The 22,452-nt window shown below is 62.9% G+C and carries 13 protein-coding genes and 4 pseudogenes; 6 read left to right on the forward strand and 11 right to left on the reverse strand.

Annotation, left to right across the window (positions count from 1 at the left end; translation table 11 throughout):
- Nucleotides 1-30: 30 nt before the first annotated feature.
- From M446_RS00895 to M446_RS00935, 10 genes and pseudogenes are all read right to left on the reverse strand, one after another.
- Nucleotides 31-459 carry a DUF305 domain-containing protein gene (locus tag M446_RS00895; RefSeq protein ID WP_012330175.1) on the reverse strand — a complete coding sequence of 143 codons (429 nt, stop codon included), beginning with the start codon at nt 457-459 and terminating at the stop codon, nt 31-33.
- Between the two features lie 27 nt (nt 460-486).
- Nucleotides 487-867, reverse strand: a complete 381-nt coding sequence (locus M446_RS00900; RefSeq protein ID WP_012330176.1) for a hypothetical protein — start codon at nt 865-867, stop codon at nt 487-489.
- Between the two features lie 34 nt (nt 868-901).
- Nucleotides 902-4,045: an efflux RND transporter permease subunit gene (locus M446_RS00905; protein WP_012330177.1), complete on the reverse strand. Its 3,144-nt coding sequence runs from the start codon at nt 4,043-4,045 to the stop codon at nt 902-904.
- 14 nt (nt 4,046-4,059) lie between these two features.
- Nucleotides 4,060-5,811: an efflux RND transporter periplasmic adaptor subunit gene (locus M446_RS00910; protein WP_012330178.1), complete on the reverse strand. Its 1,752-nt coding sequence runs from the start codon at nt 5,809-5,811 to the stop codon at nt 4,060-4,062.
- Nucleotides 5,812-5,900: 89 nt separating this feature from the next.
- A complete protein-coding gene (locus tag M446_RS00915) occupies nt 5,901-6,359 on the reverse strand; it encodes a hypothetical protein (RefSeq protein ID WP_043700724.1) in 459 nt (152 codons plus the stop codon).
- 219 nt (nt 6,360-6,578) lie between these two features.
- A pseudogene (locus M446_RS38660) lies at nt 6,579-6,707 on the reverse strand (IS256 family transposase); the annotation flags it as partial.
- A gap of 166 nt (nt 6,708-6,873) precedes the next feature.
- Nucleotides 6,874-8,005 (reverse strand): annotated as a pseudogene (locus M446_RS00920) (adenylate/guanylate cyclase domain-containing protein); the annotation flags it as partial.
- Nucleotides 8,002-8,400, reverse strand: a complete 399-nt coding sequence (locus tag M446_RS00925) for a response regulator (RefSeq protein ID WP_012330179.1) — start codon at nt 8,398-8,400, stop codon at nt 8,002-8,004. The gene M446_RS00925 and the pseudogene M446_RS00920, both read right to left, overlap by 4 nt.
- 11 nt (nt 8,401-8,411) lie before the next feature.
- Nucleotides 8,412-10,985: a GAF domain-containing protein gene (locus tag M446_RS34085; RefSeq protein WP_012330180.1), complete on the reverse strand. Its 2,574-nt coding sequence runs from the start codon at nt 10,983-10,985 to the stop codon at nt 8,412-8,414.
- Between the two features lie 550 nt (nt 10,986-11,535).
- A pseudogene (locus M446_RS00935) lies at nt 11,536-12,461 on the reverse strand (IS3 family transposase); the annotation flags it as partial.
- A gap of 167 nt (nt 12,462-12,628) precedes the next feature.
- Here M446_RS00935 and M446_RS00940 point away from each other — a divergent pair.
- The 5 genes from M446_RS00940 to M446_RS34585 all read left to right on the forward strand — a co-directional run bounded on the left by M446_RS00940 (nt 12,629) and on the right by M446_RS34585 (nt 20,499).
- The gene (locus tag M446_RS00940; protein WP_012330183.1) at nt 12,629-13,828 is read left to right on the forward strand and encodes an IS256-like element ISMtsp13 family transposase; all 1,200 of its coding nucleotides are present in this window, start codon (nt 12,629-12,631) and stop codon (nt 13,826-13,828) included.
- Between the two features lie 985 nt (nt 13,829-14,813).
- A complete protein-coding gene (locus M446_RS00945) occupies nt 14,814-15,848 on the forward strand; it encodes a class I SAM-dependent methyltransferase (RefSeq protein WP_265576502.1) in 1,035 nt (344 codons plus the stop codon).
- Between the two features lie 18 nt (nt 15,849-15,866).
- Nucleotides 15,867-18,200 carry a glycosyltransferase gene (locus tag M446_RS34575; RefSeq protein ID WP_168169124.1) on the forward strand — a complete coding sequence of 778 codons (2,334 nt, stop codon included), beginning with the start codon at nt 15,867-15,869 and terminating at the stop codon, nt 18,198-18,200.
- Nucleotides 18,201-19,367 (forward strand): glycosyltransferase, encoded by a 1,167-nt coding sequence (locus tag M446_RS34580; protein ID WP_012330185.1) that lies wholly within the window; start codon nt 18,201-18,203, stop codon nt 19,365-19,367.
- Nucleotides 19,368-19,392: 25 nt separating this feature from the next.
- On the forward strand, nt 19,393-20,499 hold the full coding sequence (locus M446_RS34585) for a DUF4214 domain-containing protein (RefSeq protein ID WP_012330186.1): 1,107 nt from the start codon (nt 19,393-19,395) through the stop codon (nt 20,497-20,499).
- A 52-nt stretch (nt 20,500-20,551) separates the two neighbouring features.
- Here M446_RS34585 and M446_RS38665 read toward each other — a convergent pair.
- A pseudogene (locus M446_RS38665) lies at nt 20,552-20,932 on the reverse strand (IS630 family transposase); the annotation flags it as partial.
- 251 nt (nt 20,933-21,183) lie between these two features.
- On the opposite strand from M446_RS38665, the gene M446_RS36650 reads away from it, so the two are divergent.
- Entirely contained in the window at nt 21,184-22,305 is a 1,122-nt protein-coding gene (locus tag M446_RS36650) for a sulfotransferase family 2 domain-containing protein (protein ID WP_168169125.1), read from the forward strand.
- Nucleotides 22,306-22,452: the final 147 nt, after the last annotated feature.

Consider the following 22,452-nt stretch of genomic DNA (forward strand, 5'->3'; position numbering starts at 1 on the left):
GCCGCCGCATCGTTGAGGTGGGCTGCAGGCTCACTTGCCGTGCTGCTTCAGCCAGGCCTGCATGTCGGTGATCTCCTTTTCCTGGTCGTCGATGATCTTCTGGGCCATCTGCTTGGTGCTCGCGTCCTTGGCGTGCTTGAGCGCCACCTTGGCCATGTCGATCGCGCCCTTGTGGTGCGGGATCATGTGCGTGCGGAAATCCACGTCCGGATCGCCGGTATAGGCGATGCTCATGGTGTGCATCATCGCCATGTCGGCCTCTTTGAAGTCCTTGGTCGACGGCGCATCGCCCGGGGCCGACTGCATGTCGGCCATCATCTTCTGCATCTGGTCGTGCATCGCGGTGCTGCCGCCCATGGGCATCTTGCCCATGTCGCCGTGGGGGTTCTGCGCGAGGGCGGCGCCGGCGAGGCCCGTGGCGAGCAGCGCAGTGGCCAGCAGGGCGCGGGTTGTGGTCATGGGTTGTGCTCCTTCTGATTGTCGGGGTTAGTTGAACTTGCCGCTGGCGGTGCTGCCGTTGGGAGTGGTCAGCTGCACCGCGCCTTTGAGAGCGGCGGGAAGGCTCACCGGCGAGGTGCCGGTCAGCCGGTCGCCTTGGGGCTCGAGCGTGATGCGCTGGGGCTTGCCATCGACCACCAGGATCGCCGTTCCCTTGAACCCGGCGGTCGTGACCGGCTGGTCAGCATGGCTCCGCAGGTAAAGCTCAAGCGTGGTTCCGCTCGCGACCAACTCGACATGGTAGGGACCGGCATCGGTTTGCGGCCCTCCGTGCGATCCGGTCTTCGGGGCATGGGCGAGCGCCGGCAGAACCGGGGCGCTCGCCAGCAGGCCGGCCAGGGCGAGGAATTTTGCGGGGATGAGCCGCATGGGCTGGTCTCCTTCTTGGTTGATGTTCGGGGCCTCAGAACGCCTCCCGCGGCGGCGCAGGCGCGCCGGCGGCAGAGGAGGCGGTCGGAACAGGGGCGGCGCGCAGGCGCTCCAGCGGCGTCCGGCCGAACCGCAGGAACAGGATCGGCGTCAGGAACGTGTCGAGCAGCGTCGCGCTGATCAGGCCGCCGAAGATGGTCACCGCGACCGGGTGCAGGATCTCCTTGCCCGGGGCGGTGGCGTCGTAGAGCAGCGGCACCAGGGCGACGCCGGCCGACAAGGCGGTCATCAGCACAGGGGTCAGCCGCTCCAGGCTGCCGCGGATGACGAGGTCCTTGCCGAACGGCACGTCCTCGTGCAGCGCCAGGTTGAGGTAGTGGCTGATCTTCAGGATGCCGTTTCGCGCGGAGATGCCGGTCAGCGTGATGAAGCCGATCATCGAGGCCACGCTGAGCGGCTGGCCGACCAGCCACAGCGCAACCACGCTGCCGATCAGCGCCAGGGGCACGTTGCCCATGATGATCAGCGCCAGGGCCGCCGAGCGGTAGCGGCTGCAGAGGATCGCGAAGATCAGGGCGAGGGAGAGCGCCGACAGGGCGGCGATCGTCCGCGTGGCCTCCTCCTGGGCCTGGAAGGTGCCCTCCAGGCTGGTGAAGAACCCGGGCGGCATCGGCTCCTGCGCCACCGCCAGGCGGATCGCCGCCACGATGGTGGTCATGTCGCTGGCGCCGGTGGTGTTGGCCTGCACGACGATGCGGCGGCGGGCGTTCTCGCGCAGGATCTGGTTGGGGCCGTCGGTCTCCCGAATGTCGGCCACTTGGCGGGCCGGCACCCAACCGGAGGGGGTTTCCAGGAGGAGATCACCGAGGCCAGCCGTGGTGCGCTGGTCCTCCGGCAGGCGGATCAGCACGTCGAAGCGCCGGAGGCCGTCGACCACGGTGGACACCACCCGGCCGTTCGACAGGCGGCTGATCTGATCAACCACCGCGGCGGGCTGAACGCCGTAGAGTGCCGCGCGGGTGTAGTCGACGCGGATCTCCAGCTGCGGGATGCGCACCTGCTTCTCGACCTGCAGGTCTGCGAGGCCTGGGATCTTGCTCAGTCGGTCCTGGAGGCCGTTTGCGATCCGCCGGAGTGCGTCGAGGTCCTCGCCGTAGATCTTGAGGGCCAGCTCGGCGCGCACGCCCGAGAGCATGTGATCAAGGCGATGCGAGATCGGCTGGCCGACGTTGACGCTGACCGGCAACACCGCCAAGCGCTGGCGGATGTCGGCCACCAGCTGCGCCTTGGGCCGTTCGGTGCCCTCGTGCAGCTCCACCTCGATCTCGGACGCGTGCACGCCCTCGGCGTGCTCGTCGAGCTCGGCCCGGCCGGTGCGGCGACCGACGGCCGACACCCCGGGGATCTCCAGCAGCAGCTTCTCGGCGATCAGGCCGACCCGGTTGCTCTCGGCCAGCGAGATGCCCGGGTTGAAGGTCATGTTGACGGTGAACGAGCCCTCGTTGAAGGGCGGCAGGAACGCCCGCGGCAGCTGCCAAGCGGCCACGCCGGCCGCGAGCACCGCCGTCGCCACGCCGCCGATCAGGAGGTGCTGCTGGAGGAAGGCGACCTTGAGCAGCGCGGCGTTGCCGCGCTTCAGTGCCTTGAGAAACCGGCTGTCGTGCGCTTCGAGGTTCTTGAGCCCCGGCAGCAGCCAGGACGCCAGCACGGGCGTCAAGGTGATCGAGGTGATCAAGCTGGCCAGGATCGAGATGATGTAGGCCTGCCCTAGCGGCGCAAACAGCCGCCCCTCGATGCCGGAGAGGGCGAACAGGGGCACGAATACCAGGATGATGATCATCGTCGCGTAGACGATGCCGGAGCGCACCTCGTTGGAGGCTTCCACCACCACCTGGAACACGCTCTTGGGGTTGCCGGCTCGCCGGTTCTCGCCCAAGCGCCGGAAGATGTTCTCGACGTCGACCACCGCGTCGTCGACCAGATCGCCGATCGCGATGGCGAGGCCGCCCAGCGTCATCGTGTTGATCGATAGCCCGAACAGGTGAAAGACCACGGCGGTGGACAGGATCGAGACCGGAATGGCCAGCAGCGAGATCGCCGTGGTGCGCACGTTCAAGAGGAACAGGAACAGCACCACCGCCACCACCGCGACGGCCTCCAGCAGCACCCGCTCGACGTTGCGGATCGAGGTCTCGATGAAGTTGGCCTGCCGGAACAGGATTTGATCCGCCTTGATCCCGCCCGGCAGGGAGGGGGTCAGCTCCTTCAGGGCCTGCTCAATGCTGCGGCTGAGCGTGACGGTATCGACGTCGGGCTGCTTCTCGACCGAGACGATCACCGCCGGCCTGGCCATGTAGCCGGCGTCGCCGCGCTTCACTTTGGCGGCGAACCACACCTCGGCGACTTGGCGCAGGGAGACGGGCGCGTTGTTGACCGTGGCGACCACGACGTTGCGCAGGTCGTCCAGGCTCATCGTGCGGGCGATGTTTCGGATCAGGTACTCGCGGGCGTACTGGTCGGTGAACCCGCCGCCGGCGTTGGTGCCGAACGACTGCAGGGTGGTTTCCAGCTGGGCGTTGCTGACGCCCAGGGCACGCATGGCGGCCGGGTTGGGCGCGACGCGGAACTGGCGCACCTCGCCCCCGATCGGGATGACCTGGGCGACACCCGGAAGGGTCAGGAGCCGCGGGCGGATGGTGAAGTCCGCGACTTCGCGCACCTCCATGGCGCTGGCCTTGTCGCTGGTCACGGCGACCAGCAGGATCTGCCCCATGATCGAGGAGATCGGCCCCATCTGCGGGATCGCGCCGCGCGGCAGCTGATCCTGCAGCAGGGCCAAGCGCTCGGCGATCTGCTGGCGGTTGCGGTAGATGTCGGTGCCCCAGTCGAACTCGACATAGACGATCGATAGGCCGACGCCGGAGACCGAGCGCACGCGGGATACGCCCGGCAGCCCGTTCATGCGGGTTTCGATCGGGTAGGTGACGAGTTGCTCGACCTCCGGCGGGGCGTAGCCCTCGGCCTCGGTCATGATCGTGACGGTCGGCCGGTTGAGGTCCGGAAACACGTCGACCGGCAGCCTGCCGACCGTGAACGCGCCGGAGAGCACCAGCACGGCGGCAGCGGCGAGGACCAGCAGGCGGTTCTTCAGCGACTGGCTGACGAGGAACGTGAACATGCTTTCCGCTCCCCTCAGCGCACCTGGTCCAAGAGCTCGGCGCCCTGGGTGACCACCCGGGTGCCGGCGCCGACGCCGGCAGCGATCAGCACGCGGCTGCCGTCCAGCGGCTCGACGCGGACGGGGCGGGCCTCGAAGCGCTCGGCGGTGGTGTGGGCGTAGACGACGTCCTGGCCGTTGCCGGTGCGCACCACGGCGGCGCGCGGCAGGGCGAGGCCCTGCAGCTCGGCGGTGGTGGCGGCCAGCACGGTGACGAACTGGCCGACCCGCAGGCCGCCGGTGTCGCCCGAAATCGCGAACTGGACCGGGATGGCCTGGTTGCGGTCGGCGAGGCCGGAACCCTGGTAGGTGAGCGTCAGGCTGCGGCCGTCCGCGAGGCGCGCGGTGGCGTTCTCGGCTCCTCCGAGGGCGTCGAAGCTCAGGGCCTCCACCCAGAGGCTCTTGGGATCGACGATCTGAAAGACCATCTGGCCGGGGTTGGCCATCTGGCCGGCGACGGCCGAGGCTTCGGCGATCACGCCACTGACCGGGGCGACCAGCGCCTCGGGTTCGGTGCGCACCTTGTCGAGGGCTGCGCGGCGGTCGTGCAGGCCCTTGAGCTCGTCTTGGGCCTCGTCCAGCTGCACCTGCGAGACGGCGCCCGAGGAGGCCAGCTTGGTGTAGCGCTCGACGCGGCGCTGTACGGTGGCGATCTGCTGGTCCAGCTCGCCCTGGCGCTGGCGCATGTCCGACACGTCGACCCGCTGCACCGGCGGAGTGACGAAGGCGAGCACGTCGCCCTTCTTCACCGGCGTGCCCAGGCGCGGAAACTGGCCGGATGGGGGCTGCGACAGGCGGCCGCCGACGGAAGACTGCACCACGCCGCTCGCGTTGGGGTTGGGAATGATCCGGCCGGGGAGGCCGACGGTGCGGCGATAGCTGCCGACCGCCGTCATTACCGTGCGCAGCTCCAGCAGCCGCTGGGTGGGTTTGGGCACAAAGACGCTGCCGTCGGGCAGGCGCTGCGCCAAGTCGGCCCCCGCGGCACCGTGCGCGGCAGACGGCATCAGGGCGGCCTGGCTCTCCGGGTGGCCGTGATCCCCGTCGCCATGGGCAAAGGCGGTGGCGCTCAGCAGCACCGTCGCGGTGATGGCCAGCACGGCAATCACCGGCACGCGGCGGTGGCCGCGCGCCAGCAGCGTGGCCAGGATCCCCAGCAGAAAGGCGCCGCCGGCTACGGCCACGAGCACCGGGTCCTTCTCAATCAGGCGGGCCTTCAGGCCCTGGGCGACGGCCGGCACGGTCTGGCCGACCGCAGCCGAAAGGGCCTCGGTGGTGCCGACCGGCCCTGCAGGGGCGGCGGGCTGGGCGTGCGGATCACGCAGGTCGAGGGCGAGCGGCAGCACATCGACATCCTCGCCAGCGGTGACCGTGATCATCAGGTCGAAATGGCCGGGCTTTTGGAGCCACGGCGCCAGCAGCTGGTAGGTGCCATCGGCCGCTGCGGTCGCGTCCACTGACCCCGTGGGGGTTTCCACGGTCAGCGTGGCGCCGCGCACCGGCTCATCGGTCGCGAAGCGGTCGAGATAGAGGTGGAGCGTGCCGTTCTTCGGCACCGCGACCAGCTCGAACGCCGCGGACGCGGCCTCGCCGCGGGGTGCCATGGTCTTGGAGACCGGCGGCGGGGACGCACCGTGGTCGTGCCCTTCATGGGCGCAGGCGGGACCTGTCAGCAGGGCCAGCGCCACGGCCAGCGCAGGCAGCGCGGCCGGGATATGGGGAGGCATGGGGGTTCGATCTCTCGCCGGTGGACGCAGGCGTCCACACACGCGCGGCAGCGCCGCTCAGCGCTGCCCCAAGCGTGGGGACGCGGGTTCTAGGCGAGCGATCTGGGAGGTTTCGGGAGGGCTTCGCGGGCGATGCCGGCCAGGAACGGCTCTGCCGCCGTTGTCAGGCGGGCAGCAGGGGCCAGCATGGGCAGGACCCCAGTTGCGGCCGGGAGCATCGCACCGGGTACGCAGCAGGAAGCGCCGATGGCGCAGCAGGTCCCGTGGCAGGGCTTATCGTCGTCCGCTGGGCTGAGACGCGCAGACGCCGCACGCAGCTGCTCGTCGGCCTGTATCGCGGTCACGACCTGGCTGACGGTCACCGCAGCTGCCTGCACAGCTTGGGCAGGCACCGCCACCGGCGCCGGGCTGGCGCTGTGGTGTGCCACGGCCGAAGCCGCGTGATGGGCGTGGCCCTCGTGCGCCTGAGCCGCTGATGCGCCGAACACCGCGGCGATCATCACGATCACCACGGCCATCAGACGCGAGAGGGACGACGGCAGGGTCATACGGTCAGGCTACCATGTCGATCCGGGCTCGGAAACATTCCTGCGGCTGCGGGCGCGACCCGCGCCAGGCGATGTGGTTTCAGGGTGCAGCGGGCGCAAGGCCGACGCCCACTCCACGGGCTGGGAGTGACCCGGGCAGCGAAGCATCGAGCTCCCTATGTCTGGAGTCACGTCCGTCGATGAGGTGGACTTTCAAGGTGGAGTTGGAGCGGCCATCGGTCAGGCGGCCTGCGGCGGAAGAGTGATCGCCTCCTCGATCAACGCCGGTGGGAGCCCGGCCATGCCCTCGACCTGCATGTAGCGGTGCTGCAGCGGCCACTCGTCGTTGACTTCCAGCAGAAGCGCGCCGCTCGGCCTTCTGCAGGGCCTCGATCAGTGCCACTCTGCCGTCGGTCATCGGGTGCTCCCGGCTTGGGTTGAAGTCCGCAAACTCCACCTTGGCCGCCAGCTCCGATGGTCACTTCAAGCTCCCCCGGACCGCCTGAAAATTACACCTCGTCCGTGGACGCTACCGCTTCTCGAAGGCCTCGCCGTAGCGCGCTGTCCCGGGATCCGCGAGCGCCGCCTCCGAGAGCGGCTCGCAGGTGCGCAGGGCCTCCGTCCTGCCCCGCGGGACGAGGTCACACCGGCCTGCCGCGAAAGCCCTCGACCCGGTCGGCCACCGCCGCGCTCAGGCAGATCCGCGTGCCGAGCGCCTTGTTGGCGGCCTCCAGCCGGGCCGCAATGTTGATCCTGTCCCCGTAGGCCGCGTCGTCGAAGGAGCGGCCCCCACCGAAATTGCCCACGATGGCCGGTCCGGCATGCACGCCGATGCGCGTCGCCCCGAGCACCACGCCGCGCGCGGTCCAGCGGGCGCGAAACGCCTCGGCCGCCGCATCGAGGGCGAGCGCGCACGACACCGCCCGCGTGGCGTGATCCGGCTGCTCGCCCGGCGTGCCGAACAGGACGTGGATGGCATCGCCGACGATCTTGGCCACTGTGCCCTCGTGCGAGAACACAACCTCGGTCATCTCGGCGAGGTCGCCGTTGAGGAATTCGGTCAGCAGGGCTGGATCGAGGCTCTCGACGCGGGTCGCGACGCCGGCGATGGCGGTGAAGAGCGAGGCCACGTCGCGCCGGTGGGCGCCCGCGGCCAGCGCCGAGGCGTCGGCCGCCAGCCGCTCGGCGAGGTTGGGCGAGAAGGAGCGCGACAGGCTCCCATGCGCGCGCTCGGCCGCGATCTGCCTGCGGCGCGCCTCGCGCAGGGCGCGGACGTGGAGCACGGTGCGCTCGACGGTGGTCTCGAAGTCGGAAAAGTCGATCGGCTTCGTCAGGAAGTCGAAGGCACCGCGATTCATCGCCGTGCGGATGTTGGCCATGTCGCCGTAGGCCGGGACGATCACGGTCGAGAGCTTCTCGTCCGCCTCCTGGAGCTTGGCCAGGAGCGTCAGACCATCCATGCGCGGCACGTTGATGTCGGAGACGACGAGGTCGACGTCCGGGTGCTCGGCGATGAGCGCGAGCGCGTCGAGTCCGTCGCGGGCAAACAGGACACTGACGGTCCGGTCGCGGATGCTGCGGCGGCGGAACTTCTGCAGGATCAGCGCCTCGAGGTCCGGCTCGTCGACGGCGACGAGGACCTTCGTCGGCGCGGTCCGCGCGCTCACGCGGCCCGGCCGACTTCCGAGAGCCGCCGGTCGACCTCCACCCGCAGGGTCAGGAAGTCGATCGGCTTGGTGAGCAGGCCCGCCGCCCCGCCCTCCGTCGCGCGCCGGCGCGTCTCGGCGTCGCCGTAGGCGGTGATCATGATCACCGGCACGTCGGGCCGGGCGCTGCGCATCCGAGGAAGGAGTTCGAGCCCCGTCATGCCCGGCATGTTGATGTCGGATAGGATCAGGATCAGGGTCTCCTCACCCGCCGCTCCTACCCGGGCGAGCGCCGCCTCGGCCGAGTGCGCGAAGGCGAGCGCGAAGCGGCCGGCCCGCAATTCGCGCCGGAACTGCTGGCGGAACAGGTCGGCCACGTCGGGCTCGTCGTCGACGACGAGGATCAGGACGCTCATGCGGTGCTCCTCTATTGGGTGGGGCCGCCGCGGGGCAGCAAGATGCGGAAGGCCGTGAAGGCGCCGGGCTCGGTCTCGACCTCGATGCTGCCGCCGTGCTGCTTGACCACGATGTCGTGGCTGAGCGAGAGGCCGAGGCCGGTGCCCTCTCCGGCCGGCTTCGTGGTGAAGAAGGGGTTGAACATCTTCGCCCTCACCGCGTCGGGTATGCCGGTGCCGTTGTCGCGAATCGTGATCTCGATCTTGTCCCCGCGATCACAGGTCGCGACGAGAAGCGTCGGCTCATAGCCGGCCGCCTCCGTCTCCGCCTTGCGCTTGGTCACGGCGTGGAAGCCGTTCGAGATCAGATTGAGCAGCACCCGCGCGATCTCCTGCGGGTAGAGGTCGGCGCCCCCCGCCCCGGGGTCGAGGTCGCGGGCGAGGGTCACGGTGAAGCCGGGCTTCTCGGCGCGGGCGCCGTGATAGGCGAGGTTCAGGCTCTCCTCCACGAGGGCGTTGACGTCGACACGCCGGCGCTCGCCCGAGCCCTCGCGGGAGTGCAGCAGCATGTTCCTGACGATCGAATCCGCGCGCTTGCCGTGCTGGACCACCTTCTCGAGATTGCCCCGCAACAGGCCGGTAAGTTCGTCGACCTCCTCCCGGACGGGACCGTCGAGGGCCGGGGGGGCCAGCACCTCGTTCAGCTCGTCGATCAACTCGGCCGACAGGGCGGCGAAATTGTTCACGAAGTTGAGCGGGTTCTTGATCTCGTGCGCGATGCCGGCGGTGAGCTGGCCGAGCGAGGCGAGCTTCTCGGACTGCACGAGGCGATCCTGGGTTGCGCACAGGTTGTCCAGGGAGGCCTGCAACTCCCGCGACTTTGCCTCGACCTCGTTGAACAGGCGGGCATTGGCGATGGCGATGACCGCCTGGTCGGCGAAGGTCTTGGCCACGGCGATCTGGCGGGGCGCGAAGGGTCCCGGTTCGTCCCGGGCGAGGCTGAGAACCCCGATCACGGACCCTTCCCGCACAAGCGGGACGTTGAGCGTGGCGCGGTAGCCGCCAATGCGATGGAGCTCCGATGCGCTCGTGAGTTCCGGGTCCTGAAGGATGTCGGGCACATGGTCGATCTGGCCGGTGACGGCCGCGCGGCTGCTCGGCACATCTCGGGTCAGCGGCTGGGGATGAGCGCGCTTGTAAGCCACCCATTCCGGTCGATTGGCTGTGGAGGCTTCCAGATGAAGGCGGCCCTCATGGAGCAGGTAGAGAGCCGACGTTTCGGTTCGGCAGAGCCGAGTGGCCGAGTGGAGCAGCGTGTTGAGGATGGTCGGCAGATCGAAGACCGAGCGGCTGATCGTCTGCAGCACCTCGCTCGTCGCGGTCTGCTGCTGCAGCGCTTCTTCGAGGTCGCGCGTTTTGCCCTGCACCTCGTTGAACAGGCGAGCGTTCTCGATCGCGATCACGGCCTGGTCGGCAAAGGTCGTGACCAGATCGATCTGTGCTTGTGTGAAGGGCTCCACGCGCTGGCGCGCGATGACGATCACACCGATCGGCTCGTTCTCGCGCAGCAGGGGAACCCCAAGGGCTGTGTGCTGATGAGCCAGGGCCGTCGCTGTGCGCAGCGTGTATTCGGGATCGGCGGCAACATCGAGGATATGGACCGTCCGCCGCTCCATCGCGGCGCGACCCGTGACTGTGCCTCTATCGACCGGAATCGGATGGCTCTTGAGGAACTCAATATAATCTTCTGAGTAGCCGACCGCTGCGCCGGCTTTGTAAATCTCACCCTCGCGACGCAGGATGAAGGCCATGTCGGCCTCACATAGCCGCGCGGCGGTTTCGACCAACGTGTCGAGCACGGGCTGCAGCTCGAAGGTTGAGCTACTGATGATCTTAAGCACGTCGCCGACAGCCGTCTGCTGTTGCAGCGACGCCTCGAGATCACGTGTCTTGGCCTGCGCTTCGTTGAGAAGCCGCGCGTTCTCCACGGCGATCACGGCCTGAGCGCCGAAGTTCTCAAGCAGCGTGATCTCGTTCTCGGTAAAGGGATTTCCATCCCGTCGGGCGGCGGCAATCTGGCCGATCAGTCTTCCGTCCTTGCGCAAGGGAGTAAGCAACACGGTCCGGATGCCGTCGAGTTCAAAGGCCGCACGGACTGTCGGATCGTCGCTCTCGGCGCAGTCGGGAACTTGGGTAAAGCGTGCTCCTTGCAGCAATTGTTGGCTTGGGTGATGGGGGCCTGGGGTGAATCCCTCACGGAGCCGATCGGCAAACGCCTTCACCATTCCGTGCGTCGCAACAGCGCGGAACTTCTCTCCATCATAAAGCTGCAAGCTCCCGTGGCAAACTCCGCACAGGATGTGCATCTTATCCAAGATCATCGCAAATGCAGATGCAAGATCTTTGGTGTCTGAATTGATGAATTCAATTACCTCAGCGGTAGCAGTCTGACGCTCAAGTGCCGCCCTCAACTCACAAGCGAGAACGTCAACCCGCTTCTGCAGATCGGCGACTGACGGGGTCGCGGTCGTGAGAGCCTTGGCACAGCCCTTACGCTCGTTCGCGCGCCGGCCCTTAGCCGGCTCGTTTTCATGGCGTCGCCGCATCTCGCTACCCGCAGGCGGGCCAAGATCAGGCTCAGTGTATGCAAAACCGGGGCCTCGCGCCATTGCGAAAGTTCGGCCCGCGTTTGCTCTCAGGACCCCGTTCCAGAACGGATTGCCTAGAGCATTTTCCGACGAAGTGGATGCCGGTTCGTCGCAGAAAATGCGGCAAGATCAAAGATCGAGAGCGGCACCCGGTTGCAACGTGATCGGGTGCTGCTCTAGCGTGACGGTTCGCGAGAACTACGCGCATGCGTCCTGCTCGGTCGCGTGACATGCAAATCGCTTCGCGTTCCTCGCTCAGAATAGAAAGCGCCCCACTGGGCGCCCTGGCGCGAGAGGACGGATCGCTCATCCGGCGTGCCTCCGCTCAGGCTGTAGCTCTCCGGGTCGAGGTCTTCTTGGATCAGCACCGTGCGCAACGCATCGATGTCGTGGGGCTTCGCGCGCAAGGCGCCCGCACCGCGTTGCGTGCGCGGTCCGTCGATGATCCGAGCGAAGCATCGTCGGCCATCAGGTCCATCCTGATCCTCCACCGTTTCGGTGGACGCGGTTAGCTCACCATCTGCCGCTCGGCCTGCTCGGGTGTCGTATATCCGAGGGCCGCGTGGATCCGTTGCCGATTGGCGTAGCCCTCGCTGTCGGAGAAGAGCTCGCGCCGCGCCTCGTCCCGGGTTGCCCAGCGGCGCTGATGGACGAGCTCGACCTTAAGCGTGTGGAAGAAGCTCTCCATCGGTGCGTTGTCCAGGCCGTTGCCACGGCGGCTCATGGAGGCCTTGAGGCCTGCCGCGTCCAGGAGCCGCCGGTACTCTCCCGACGCATATTGGCAGCCGCGGTCGGTGTGTTGGATCAGCCCCGGCGCGGGGCGCTGCCGCTGAACGGCCATCAGGAGAGCGGCTGCTGCCAGCTCCGTGCGGAGATGCTCGCGCATCGCCCAGCCCACGACCTTGCGCGTCGCGAGATCGAGAACGGCGGCGAGGGAGAGCCAGCCCTCACCGGTGGGCACGTAGGTGATGTCCGCCAGCCAGATCTGGTTGGGAGCCGAGGCGGTGAAGCGCTGCTCGAGCAGGTTGGGGGCAACCGGCAGGCCGTGACGGCTGTCGGTCGTGCCGGGCCGGTCGCGGCCTGCCGCCGTGGCGCGGATGCCGTGTCGCCGCATGAGCCGCTCGATGCGACCACGGCTGACGCCCCGGCCCTCGGCACGCAAAGCCGCGTGCATGCGGGGCGAGCCGTAGCGGCCGTGACGACGCGCATGCAGGCGGCGCACCTCCTCGAGGAGCACGCGGTTCTCGGCTGCCCGGGTGCTCTCGGGCCGCGAGCGCCACGCGTCGTAGCCGGATGGCCAGACCCGCAGCGCGCGGCAGAGGGTGCGCACGGGCCAAGTGCCCTGGTGGTCATCGATGAAACGGAACTTCATCGCGGCGTCTCCGCGAAGATGCCGATGGCCTTTTTTAGAATGTCGCGCTCCGTGCGGGCGCGAGCTCGGGTCGTGTCCCTGGTGGTGGTGTAGCTCGACGGGAGCGAGAGAGCCCGCCTGCGCGCCCTCCACAGCGCCGAAGCAGGCGGGATCTCTCGCGGGGTGGTCATCGGCGGTTGCCGGGTAGGGTCGGGGTGCGAGCACCAACCTCGAACCCGAGAGACCTCCGATGACCGACGAGATGATGAGCCTGCGCGGGCTGCTGGAGAAGAGCGCCGACGCCGACCTGCTGCGCGAGATGATCGGCTTTGCGGCCGAGCGGCTGATGGAACTGGAGGTGGGCGGCCTGACCGGGGCGGCCCACGGCGAGAAGAGCGCCGAGCGGCTGGTCCAGCGCAACGGCTATCGTGACCGGGATTGGCAGACGCGGGCCGGCACGGTCGAGCTGCGCATCCCCAAGCTGCGCAAGGGCTCGTACTTCCCGGCTTTCCTGGAGCCGCGCCGGATGGCCGAGAAGGCACTCACGGCGGTGATCCAGGAGGCCTACATCCAGGGCATCTCGACCCGCTCGGTGGATGACCTCGTCCAAGCCATGGGCGGCACGGGCGTGTCCAAGAGCCAGGTCAGCCGGCTCTGCCAGGAGATCGACGAGCGCGTGGGCGCGTTCCTCGACCGGCCGCTCGAGGGCGAGTGGTCCTATCTCTGGATCGATGCGACCTCCGTGAAGGTGCGCCAAGCCGGGCGCATCGTCTCCGTCGCCGTGATCGTGGCGGTCGGTGTGAACAGCGACGGCCGCAGGGAAGCGCTCGGCATGGACATTGGCCCCTCCGAGGCTGAGACGTTCTGGACCGGGTTCCTGCGCAAGCTGGCGCGCCGCGGCCTGCGCGGTGTGAAGCTGGTGATTTCGGACGCCCACACGGGCCTCAAGGCGTCGGTCGCCAAGGTGATGAACGCGACTTGGCAGCGGTGCCGCGTCCACTTCATGAGGACCGTGCTCGCCCACGCTGGCCGCAGCGGGCGGCGCGTCGTGTCCGCCTTCATCGCCACCGCCTTCGCCCAGGACGACGCGGAGGCCGCCCGTCAGCAATGGCGACGCGTGGCCGACCAACTCCGACCCAAGGTGCCCAAGCTCGCAGCCCTGATGCATGAGGCGGAACCCGACGTGCTGGCCTACATGGGCTTCCCGGCCGCCCACCGGGTCAAGCTTCACAGCACGAACCCGCTGGAGCGCCTCAACGGCGAGATCAAGCGGCGCACCGAGGTGGTCGGCATCTTCCCCAATGAGGCGGCCATCACCCGCTTGGTCGGCGCGCTCCTGCTCGAACAGAACGACGAGTGGGCCGTCCAGCGCGCCCGCTACCTGACCCTGGAAAGCATCGCCCCGATCAGCGATGATCCTCTTGTCAGCCTGCCCACCCTGGCAGCCTGATCGTCCCGGCCCCGCCCGGTGACTGTGGTGGCCACGCCGCAGCTACACCACGCCTGGGGACACGACCGACATCCGACATCCGCAACGCGAAGCGAGACATCGGATGCCGTATGCCTCGCTCGCGGCGCACCGTTGGACCGCCATGAATCTGAGACTACCGCGCAACACGGTGTTCCGCGACGCACCCTGAGCGGATACGATGCGAAGCCGGCATTTAATCTCCCCGACCATGCCTCCTGTCCCTCGAAGCATCTCCAATGGCGTTGGAGCCACTAAAGAGAACTCATGAACCCGGAATGTTGACGGTAAATACTCGGCGGCCGAAAATTTGCTTGTCGTGCAATCGCGGCCGGCAGCAAAAATTTTCTAACTAATCCGCATTATCCCAAGCCGTCGCCGGGCCGCTATCGAAATTACGCTCGCGACATAGTCAGTAATACACGCTCGATTTCTGCCTTTCGAGATCGTTCCTGAGCAGATTCAAACCAACTTCCAAAAATTCTACAAGGCCGCGATCGGAGTCGCTGCAAAACACCGGCAATTCTTGAATACAACAAGCAAACAAATACCATACCATAATAGTTTATGCGCGAGTCTCCAAACATCACCCAAGGTTAACATCGAAGCAGCCGACCTATCACGTTGAAAATCTTCACACAATGCGCGCCTGACCCTACGAACAACGATTCTCAACCTAGAGTCAGTTCCAGGCGGACCAGCCCTATTGACTGTTCCGTCCGAACGCGCCATTCACCGTCGCAAGCTGCACAGGAGCATCAAAATGCAGGAAAATTATAAGAAAATCAATCATTGCAGAGTCGGTGGTTCGAAAAATCTAATCACTGTATTGGATCTAGTACATCAAGCACTTACGGGTGTATTCCCAAAGGATAAGTAGGAACATGTCACGAATGGACCATTGCAGCTTGTTTGGTGCCCAGAGTCCGGGCTTTTGCAACTCGCGCACTCCTACGATCTCGGCGAGATGTATGGAGATAATTACGGGTACCGCTCCGGCCTGAATCAGAGCATGGTAGATCATCTTACCAATAAGATAATCGAACTGTCAAGATTCGCCGACCTGCAGCCCGGCGATGCCGTCCTGGATATCGGCAGCAACGATGCCACCTCACTCAAGGCTTATCCTGTCAGCGGCCTTGTCAGGACGGGTATTGATCCGTCAGGTGCAAAATTCAAGAGTTTTTACCCCGACGATATTGCGCTGGTACCTGATTTTTTCTCAGCTCGAGCGTATTGGAACACTGGGAGCAAGCCACCAAAAATCATAACTTCGATTGCAATGTTCTACGACCTTGAACAACCGATCGACTTTGCAAAGGAAATCGAAAGCGTTTTAGCGCCTGGCGGCATCTGGCATTTTGAGCAAAGCTATATGCCGTCGATGCTCCGCATGAACTCATATGATACAGTGTGTCACGAACACCTGGAATACTACTCGCTCGGAGTAGTCCAAAAGATTTTGGACGCGGCAGGTATGAGACCGGTCGATGTCAAAATGAACGGAATCAATGGCGGTAGCTTCGCGGTGACCGCGGTTCGAAAAGCGGATCCGCGCCGCGGCGGCGAGGGCGTCATAAACTGGTTGCTGGAGCAAGAGGAGCGGATGGGTCTCTCCACTCCTCGCCCCTACCGCCAGTTCGAGGAGCGCGTGTTCAACCACAAACTCGACCTCGTACGGTTGCTGGAGGCACTGAAAGAGGACGGCAAGACGATCGCAGGTTACGGCGCATCGACCAAGGGAAATGTAACGCTCCAGTTTTGCGGGATCGGACCCGATTTGATCCCCTGTATTGCGGACGTAAACCCCGACAAATTCGGTCATTTCACGCCGGGAACACATATTCCTATCTTGCCGGAATCCGAAGTTCGCGCAATGAAGCCGGACTACATGTTGGTGTTGCCGTGGCATTTCCGCGAAAACATCTTGAGACGCGAGAAGGAGTATCTCGCGAGGGGCGGCCGTCTCATTTTTCCATTTCCGGAAATCGAGATCGTCTGACCGACGGAGTCAATGTTGATGCACTCACCATTTGCGATATCGCCGTCGACGATCCTTGTCGACGCGCGAGCGCTTCAGGACCGGGATTACCGTTACCGCGGCGTCGGACAGCATTCCACGGTCATCCTCCGGGCCTTGCGGTTCTGCGTCTGGGGTGATCGGCGCCCCCGCATGGTTGCCCTGATTGATCCAAGCTTGGAACATCTTGCAGATGAACATGCCCTGCTCTTTGATGAGATAAGCGCGACCGGATATCCTGCCGTGACAGGATCTTTGTTCTTAAGTCTTTCGTCTATGACTCACGATCCCGTATGGGCATCTAAATATCTGCTTGATCCAAATATATTTAGAGTATCATTGTTCTACGATCTTATACAACTCCAATTCCCAAATCGATATCTGCCGAATCTGGAGGGTCAGCTGTCGTTTCTAACGAACCTCCTATGGCTCAAGAAGTACGACTGCTTTTCGGCAATTTCAAAATTCTGTGTTGGCGAACTCACCAATATAGTCAATATACCTGCGGACAGGATTTTTGTGTCCTACGTGGCGGTGCGCCAAGGCCTCGAGCCCGCACCTTCCTCGACCGTCCGCCCCTTCGAGGAACGCAAGCACGTCCTGTTCGCGGGAGGCGGAGACCCGCGAAAGAACCCGGATTGCGCGGTGATCGCGCACGCGCGCTCGCGCAGACTGCGCGAGGCGAAAATCGATTTGGTCCTATTTGGAAATTATAATCCGGAAACCCGTCTTAAATTACGAACTCTCCACGCCAGCAATGGCGGAGATCCTCACAGTATATCATTCCTGAACCACCTTACCGATGAGGATCTCCAGCAGTTTTACGCGAACGCGGTACTTACTGTCGTAGCGTCGAAAGCTGAAGGATTCTCTATACCAATAGTGGAGAGCAATGCTGCAGGTACGCCCGTGCTGGCGTCCGACGTAGGTGCACATCCAGAACTGTTTCCTAATCCTGCGCATCGTTTTAACCCTGATGATCCAGACGGGTTGAGAAAGAAACTCGATGAATTATGCACCGATGCACATTCGTGGTCAGTTATAAAAGACGCGCAGGACGGCTTGTGGAGACGCTTTACCGTCGAGGCCGTGGGTGAGGCTTTCCTGCGCGGGCTCGCTGGTGCCTACCGCGGCCGGATCGCCGCCCCCTCCGTCCATCGCGGAACTGCCCGACCGAGCCTCTCCCTGTTGTCGCCTCTGCCGCCCGCGGCGTCGGGAGTCGCCGATTACTCGGCCGCCACGTTCAAGGCGCTTGCCAGAAAGGCTGATCTCCACGTCTACACGTCCGTTCCCGGAGTCGCTCCGTGCTCCTGGTTCGCGTCGTTGAATTCAATAACGCAAGCGCGATTCTCGGCTCGGCAGCGAGATGCAACCGTTGCGGTCATCGGGAATTCGCACTTTCACACGTCCGAGTTCGAGTACCTGTTGGAAAACGGCTGCGCTGCGATCGCACACGACGCACGTATGATCAACTATTACGTCCAGCTCCGCGGGATGGAGAGCGCGATCAAGATCGCCACCCAGGAGTGCGGACATGCGGTCGAGGAGAGCACGGTGCGTGACTGGCTCCATAACCAGGATCGGCTCCCTATCTTATTCATGTCAGAAATTGCCCGTTGCGCGAAACCCTTGATGGTTCATTCTCCCATGACAGCCAACATAATTGAGGAACATTACAGAGAGCGCCCCGTCCTTCTTCCATTTGCGCAATATAATAGCCTTGACCTTACCGCCGCGACACCATCGCGGCGCCGCGAAATACGACAGAAGCTCGGCTGGTCGGACGATGAGGTCGTACTTTGCACTTTCGGTTACGTCAGCGACGATAAAGCACCAGAAGAACTGATTTGGGCAACAAAAATCCTTAATGATTGGAAGATTCCTGCAACTTTAAAGTTTTGCGGCCAGCCGCACTACGATACGGGTGTTCGGGCAGTTCAGTTGGTAGAAGAGCTTGGCATTACCGAGAAGGTGTCATTCGAGAGGAAATTTGTCCCTCAGGACTTGTATCGCGAATATATTTTTGCTGCAGACATAGGCGTGCAGCTGAGAACATATTTCATGGGTGGCCTTTCGGGTGCGCTGAATGATTGCATAGCGGCCGCGCTACCATCCATTGCCAACGATCATCTGGCTGAGGCAATGATCGCTCCATCATTCGTTCGGAGAATTCCGGATAAATTATCGCCGATCCTCATCGCGGAGGCGGTCTTAGATATCCTTGATTCCCGGCAGAACCAGGAACGTCCGATCGACGAGGCCACGTTCTGTGCGCGGGAGCGATCGCCGGATGTCTATGCCGAAAAGTTGCTCGCTGCCTTAGGATTCGCGTAGATGGCCGAAATTTTGGTCGACATTTCACAGTTTGTCGAATTTCCTGCGCGCTCGGGCATCCAGCGCGTCGTTTCGAAGCTGCTGGTGGCCTGGGGCGAGGACAGGTTGTTTCGCTGGGTGCGCTTTGATCCGGCAGCACGGCGTTTCATTCAGATTCCTCCCCGGATGCTCGATCTTTTAAGACACGAATTGTTTCTTGCCGACGACGTCTCCGGCGAGATCGGAAAACGTCTCACACTGGAACTTGCATCACAGCCGGGCTGGCCAGTCGAAGTATCTGATAGCCAAATCGTTTTTGTCCCTGAGGTTTTCTACTCGCAGGAGCGTGTAAAATTCTACCGTGAGTTGCGCGAGGCTCGCAGGATAAGAGATGCTTATCTTGTATTTGATTTCATGCCTTGGCTGAAACCGTCGCACTTTGCGATCGCCAAAGGGTTCGGACCAGCGTCCATGCCCTATATACAGTTACTTCATGAGGCACATCTACGCCTGTTTATCAGCCGAAATACTAGGGAGGAGTACGTCAACCGCGTTCGGCGAGCGGCGGCCGCTTCCCAGGATGCTGTCGTGCGCCTCGGCGCAGACGGACTCGGCGGAGCGAGGCAAGCGTTCTCCACCGACCGGAAAAGAGTTTGTTGTGTTGGTGCATTCGATGGCAAGAAGGGCCAGGATTTGGTTTATGACGCGTTCAACGATGTCGAGACGGATCTGGAATTGCATTTTGCCGGAAAGCTCTTGCCATCTATGATCGAAAAGTATCGGAGGATTGTAGAAACGACGAATACGAAAGTCTGGGTTCACGACGACCTCAGTGACTCCGCTTTGGTCGAACTAGTTTCAGGAGCGCGTGCTTCGATCTTTGTGAGCGAAAATGAAGGATTCGGACTTCCAGCGCTCGAGAGTTTGTTCATTGGAGTGCCGCTCATCGCTTCCGCTTCGTTGCCGGCGCTCGAAGATGTGCCGGAATACGGCCAAATCCAATTAGGTGCCGTCAACAAGGCGACCGTCGCTGGCGCGTTTCATCGAATCGCAGACGATCAGGAAGCGCGACGTCTGGCGGCGGAAATTGCCCTGCTCGGCCTTCCGACTTGGACAGACTTCGCAGCAAACTGCCGAGGACGGCTGCTAAGCCTGATGCACGGCGCGTCGTATACCCCTGCCTTGTAGTGCGGCTCGTGATTGGGATTACACAATGAATGCATCTGTCGACAAACAATCTGCTCACGATGCCGGCGTGACGGCGGACGCGGCGCGGCACACCCCACGGTTCGAGCCGACACCCACCATCACTGATCAGCATCTATTGACTCATGGCAACGAGTTCCAGTGCGTGAGATTGATTAGCGATATTATAGACAAGAATCCATCGAATTTTCATGACCAGCTTTATCAGCTTCTCACATCAAGAGAATTTCACGACGCCTTCATGCGAACGCGCATGGCTCGTCAGTCTTTAGTTGGGGAAATTTTTGCTTCTCTGCTGGGTCGTGAGCCCGATCCGTCCGGATTTGACACCTATTCTCAAGAGCTTACGGTCAAATCGCCTGGACAGGTGATCGCCGGTTTACTTAAGTCAGACGAGTTCAAGGCACGACACCGCGCCGATTTCAGTGGGATCGATGCGGACACGCTTGTCGCCGCGGCCTACACGGCGATCCTGGAACGCGAAGCAGACCCCGCCGGCGTCGAGATGTATGGTAACGCGCTTCGAAGCGGAATGTCCGCGCACGCGCTGCTCAGCGAGTTCATTGCCATGCAACCGGCACAAGCCGCTTTTCGGCAAGCCGTCGTTGAGGGACTGTACAAGTCACTTCTGGGCCGTGCGCCGGACCCGGTCGGCCTCGAAGGACACTCCCAAGCTCTTGCGACCGATACTCCTAGCAAAGTTATTGAAGATATTCTCGGATCCCAGGAGTTTCTCGAGCGTGAGCGTCGTATGCCAGGAAAAACGGACGCGGCCACGCTCGTCGGCGCTGTTTATACGGCGATACTGGGGCGTGATCCCGATCCACGTGGCATTGAGATTTACGGTGAGGCGCTGCGTAACGGCATGACAGTGCACGCGCTGTTGGCGGAGTTCGTGGGGATGCTGCAGCGCGCAGATGCCAGCCCTCCGTCCAACGCTGCTCGCGACACTGCCTTGGAGGTTTGCACCATGGCGCGCGAGATGATGATCGCCAGGCTTGTATCACAGGGATGCAATTTGCAGCTGGGAGCATCAGTTCAAGCTGGAGGTGATCTCGCGAAACTTGGCCGAAAAACAGCCAATGCGCTCCTCTCACTGCAGATGCTTGCGTGACGGGACGGTGCGACCGGATCAGCGCGACTATCCGGAACCGGATGGTCGAGACGGGGCGACCCGGCCTCACCTTCGCCTCGGGCGGGTTCGATCCAGGGCTGGATCTGGCTCTCCTGATCCTGAAGCCTGTGGAAGGATCGTCGAGGAACAGCACCACCGCGTGTCGCGGCGGGTCCATGGAGGGCCCGACAATGTCATCGACTGGCGCGGCGAAGTCAGGGTCGGTGGAGCGCGTGAAGCTGCGCGCACGATGCGGGTTCAGCTGCGCCCGTCCCAGACGCGCCGGACGGAGCGGAACGAGATCCCGACCGCGTCAGCCACGCTGCGGCCTGTACCCTCGCGTGACCTCTGCGGGCGGTCCAGAGCAGGTCAGCGCCAGCACTTTGGCGAGGGGTCCGCGGGGCCGAGGTGGCTTGCCGGGCGGGCGGGTTCTCGTCGCGCAAGTGGCCGAGGCCGCCGATCGCGTCGCTCACGCGAACCCTTCGGGCCGGTCAGGGTTGTACGGCGGGCAGGAGCCGGGGCAGCCGGCCGCAGGGTCACCGGCCGAGCTCGACGACGCGCCTGGCGCGGAACCCTGAGTAGCACAACCCCTGTCTTCGATCCATAACGGCCTCTTGGAATCGACCACAACGAGCTGTTATCATCGCCGTCCAGACGGTACCTTTCTCGATGGTGGATGAGCAAATGGTGGAGAATGCCCTCGTTATTCCAAAGTTGTTTTTGATACATATTCCCAAGACTGCTGGAACAAACATTTTCGTATCTTTGTCAGAACAAGTTCCTGCAGAAATGATCTGCCCGGTCCGTTTCAACGATCTTCATGTTGTACCAAAAAGTCTGCTCAACAAGTGGACGTATTTCGTCCTTCATTGCGGCTTTTCTCACATAAGAGTCATTGATGGTCATCTGATCACTGCCACGTTTATCAGAGATCCAGTCGAGCGCTTCATTTCGATGCTGCGTTTCCTGCGACGACAGAAAGACAATCCGTCAGGATTGATGACCATACTTAATTCTATTAACGATTACGATTTTATCATGTCCAGTGAAACGGAGAACTTCGCGACTCATCTGGCAAACGATGCTACCTTCAGGCTGTCCCAGACTGAATTCGCTGCAAGCGAGTACGACCCAGGCGTTAATATCGCAGATCTCGCGGAATCCAAACTTGGCGTGGCAAGCGAGAATCTCGAGAAGTTAGATTATATAGGCCTTTCGGAGTGTTTCGATTTCTCCTTTATGAACCTTTGCGGCATTCTTGGCATTTCCGCAAGTCAAAAGGGCCGCAAAATCAATGCCTCTGCCGAGCAGCGTCCGAGTATTTATTCCGACGAGGCTGTCCTCACGAGGATAAAGTACCTCACTCGGTTCGATAATGAAATTTATCAACGTGGATCGAAGATTTTTTACGACAAAAACGGCGGCATGAAATTCGAGTTAAGTGCTATTTCGGGAGTCCTGCAAGAGCGCGCAGGAATGAAGTACGTGGTTCACGCCAAGAATGGGCACGTTCTAATCGGGCCCTACATTGATCTGCCAGCCGGTAGATACAAACTCGAATTCCAGATCCTGGAGGCGGAACTCAATTCCAACACAGGATATCTTCGGTTTGATGCCACCGCGGGCATGGGATCACATCTTTTGGCAGTACACGAAGAAGCGGTGACAGATAGTAGAATATCGAACAAAACGATCATATTCGATTTCCAGCTGCTTGAATTTTCGAGCAACATCGAGTTTCGCGTTGCGACGGAGGGAGTGACGGCAGCCGTTTCACGTCATATTCTTGTTAAGAGGATTTTTTGAACGATACTATAAGCCAGACTTACTATTTTTTGCGTGAGTGTTGCCATGATAATGCTGTATCAATCGCAATTTGCGATCGTCAAAGGGTTTGGACTAGCGTCCATGCCCTATATACAGTTACTTCATGGGGCACATATACGCCTGTTT

It is taken from the genome of Methylobacterium sp. 4-46, from assembly GCF_000019365.1.
Lineage (GTDB): Bacteria > Pseudomonadota > Alphaproteobacteria > Rhizobiales > Beijerinckiaceae > Methylobacterium.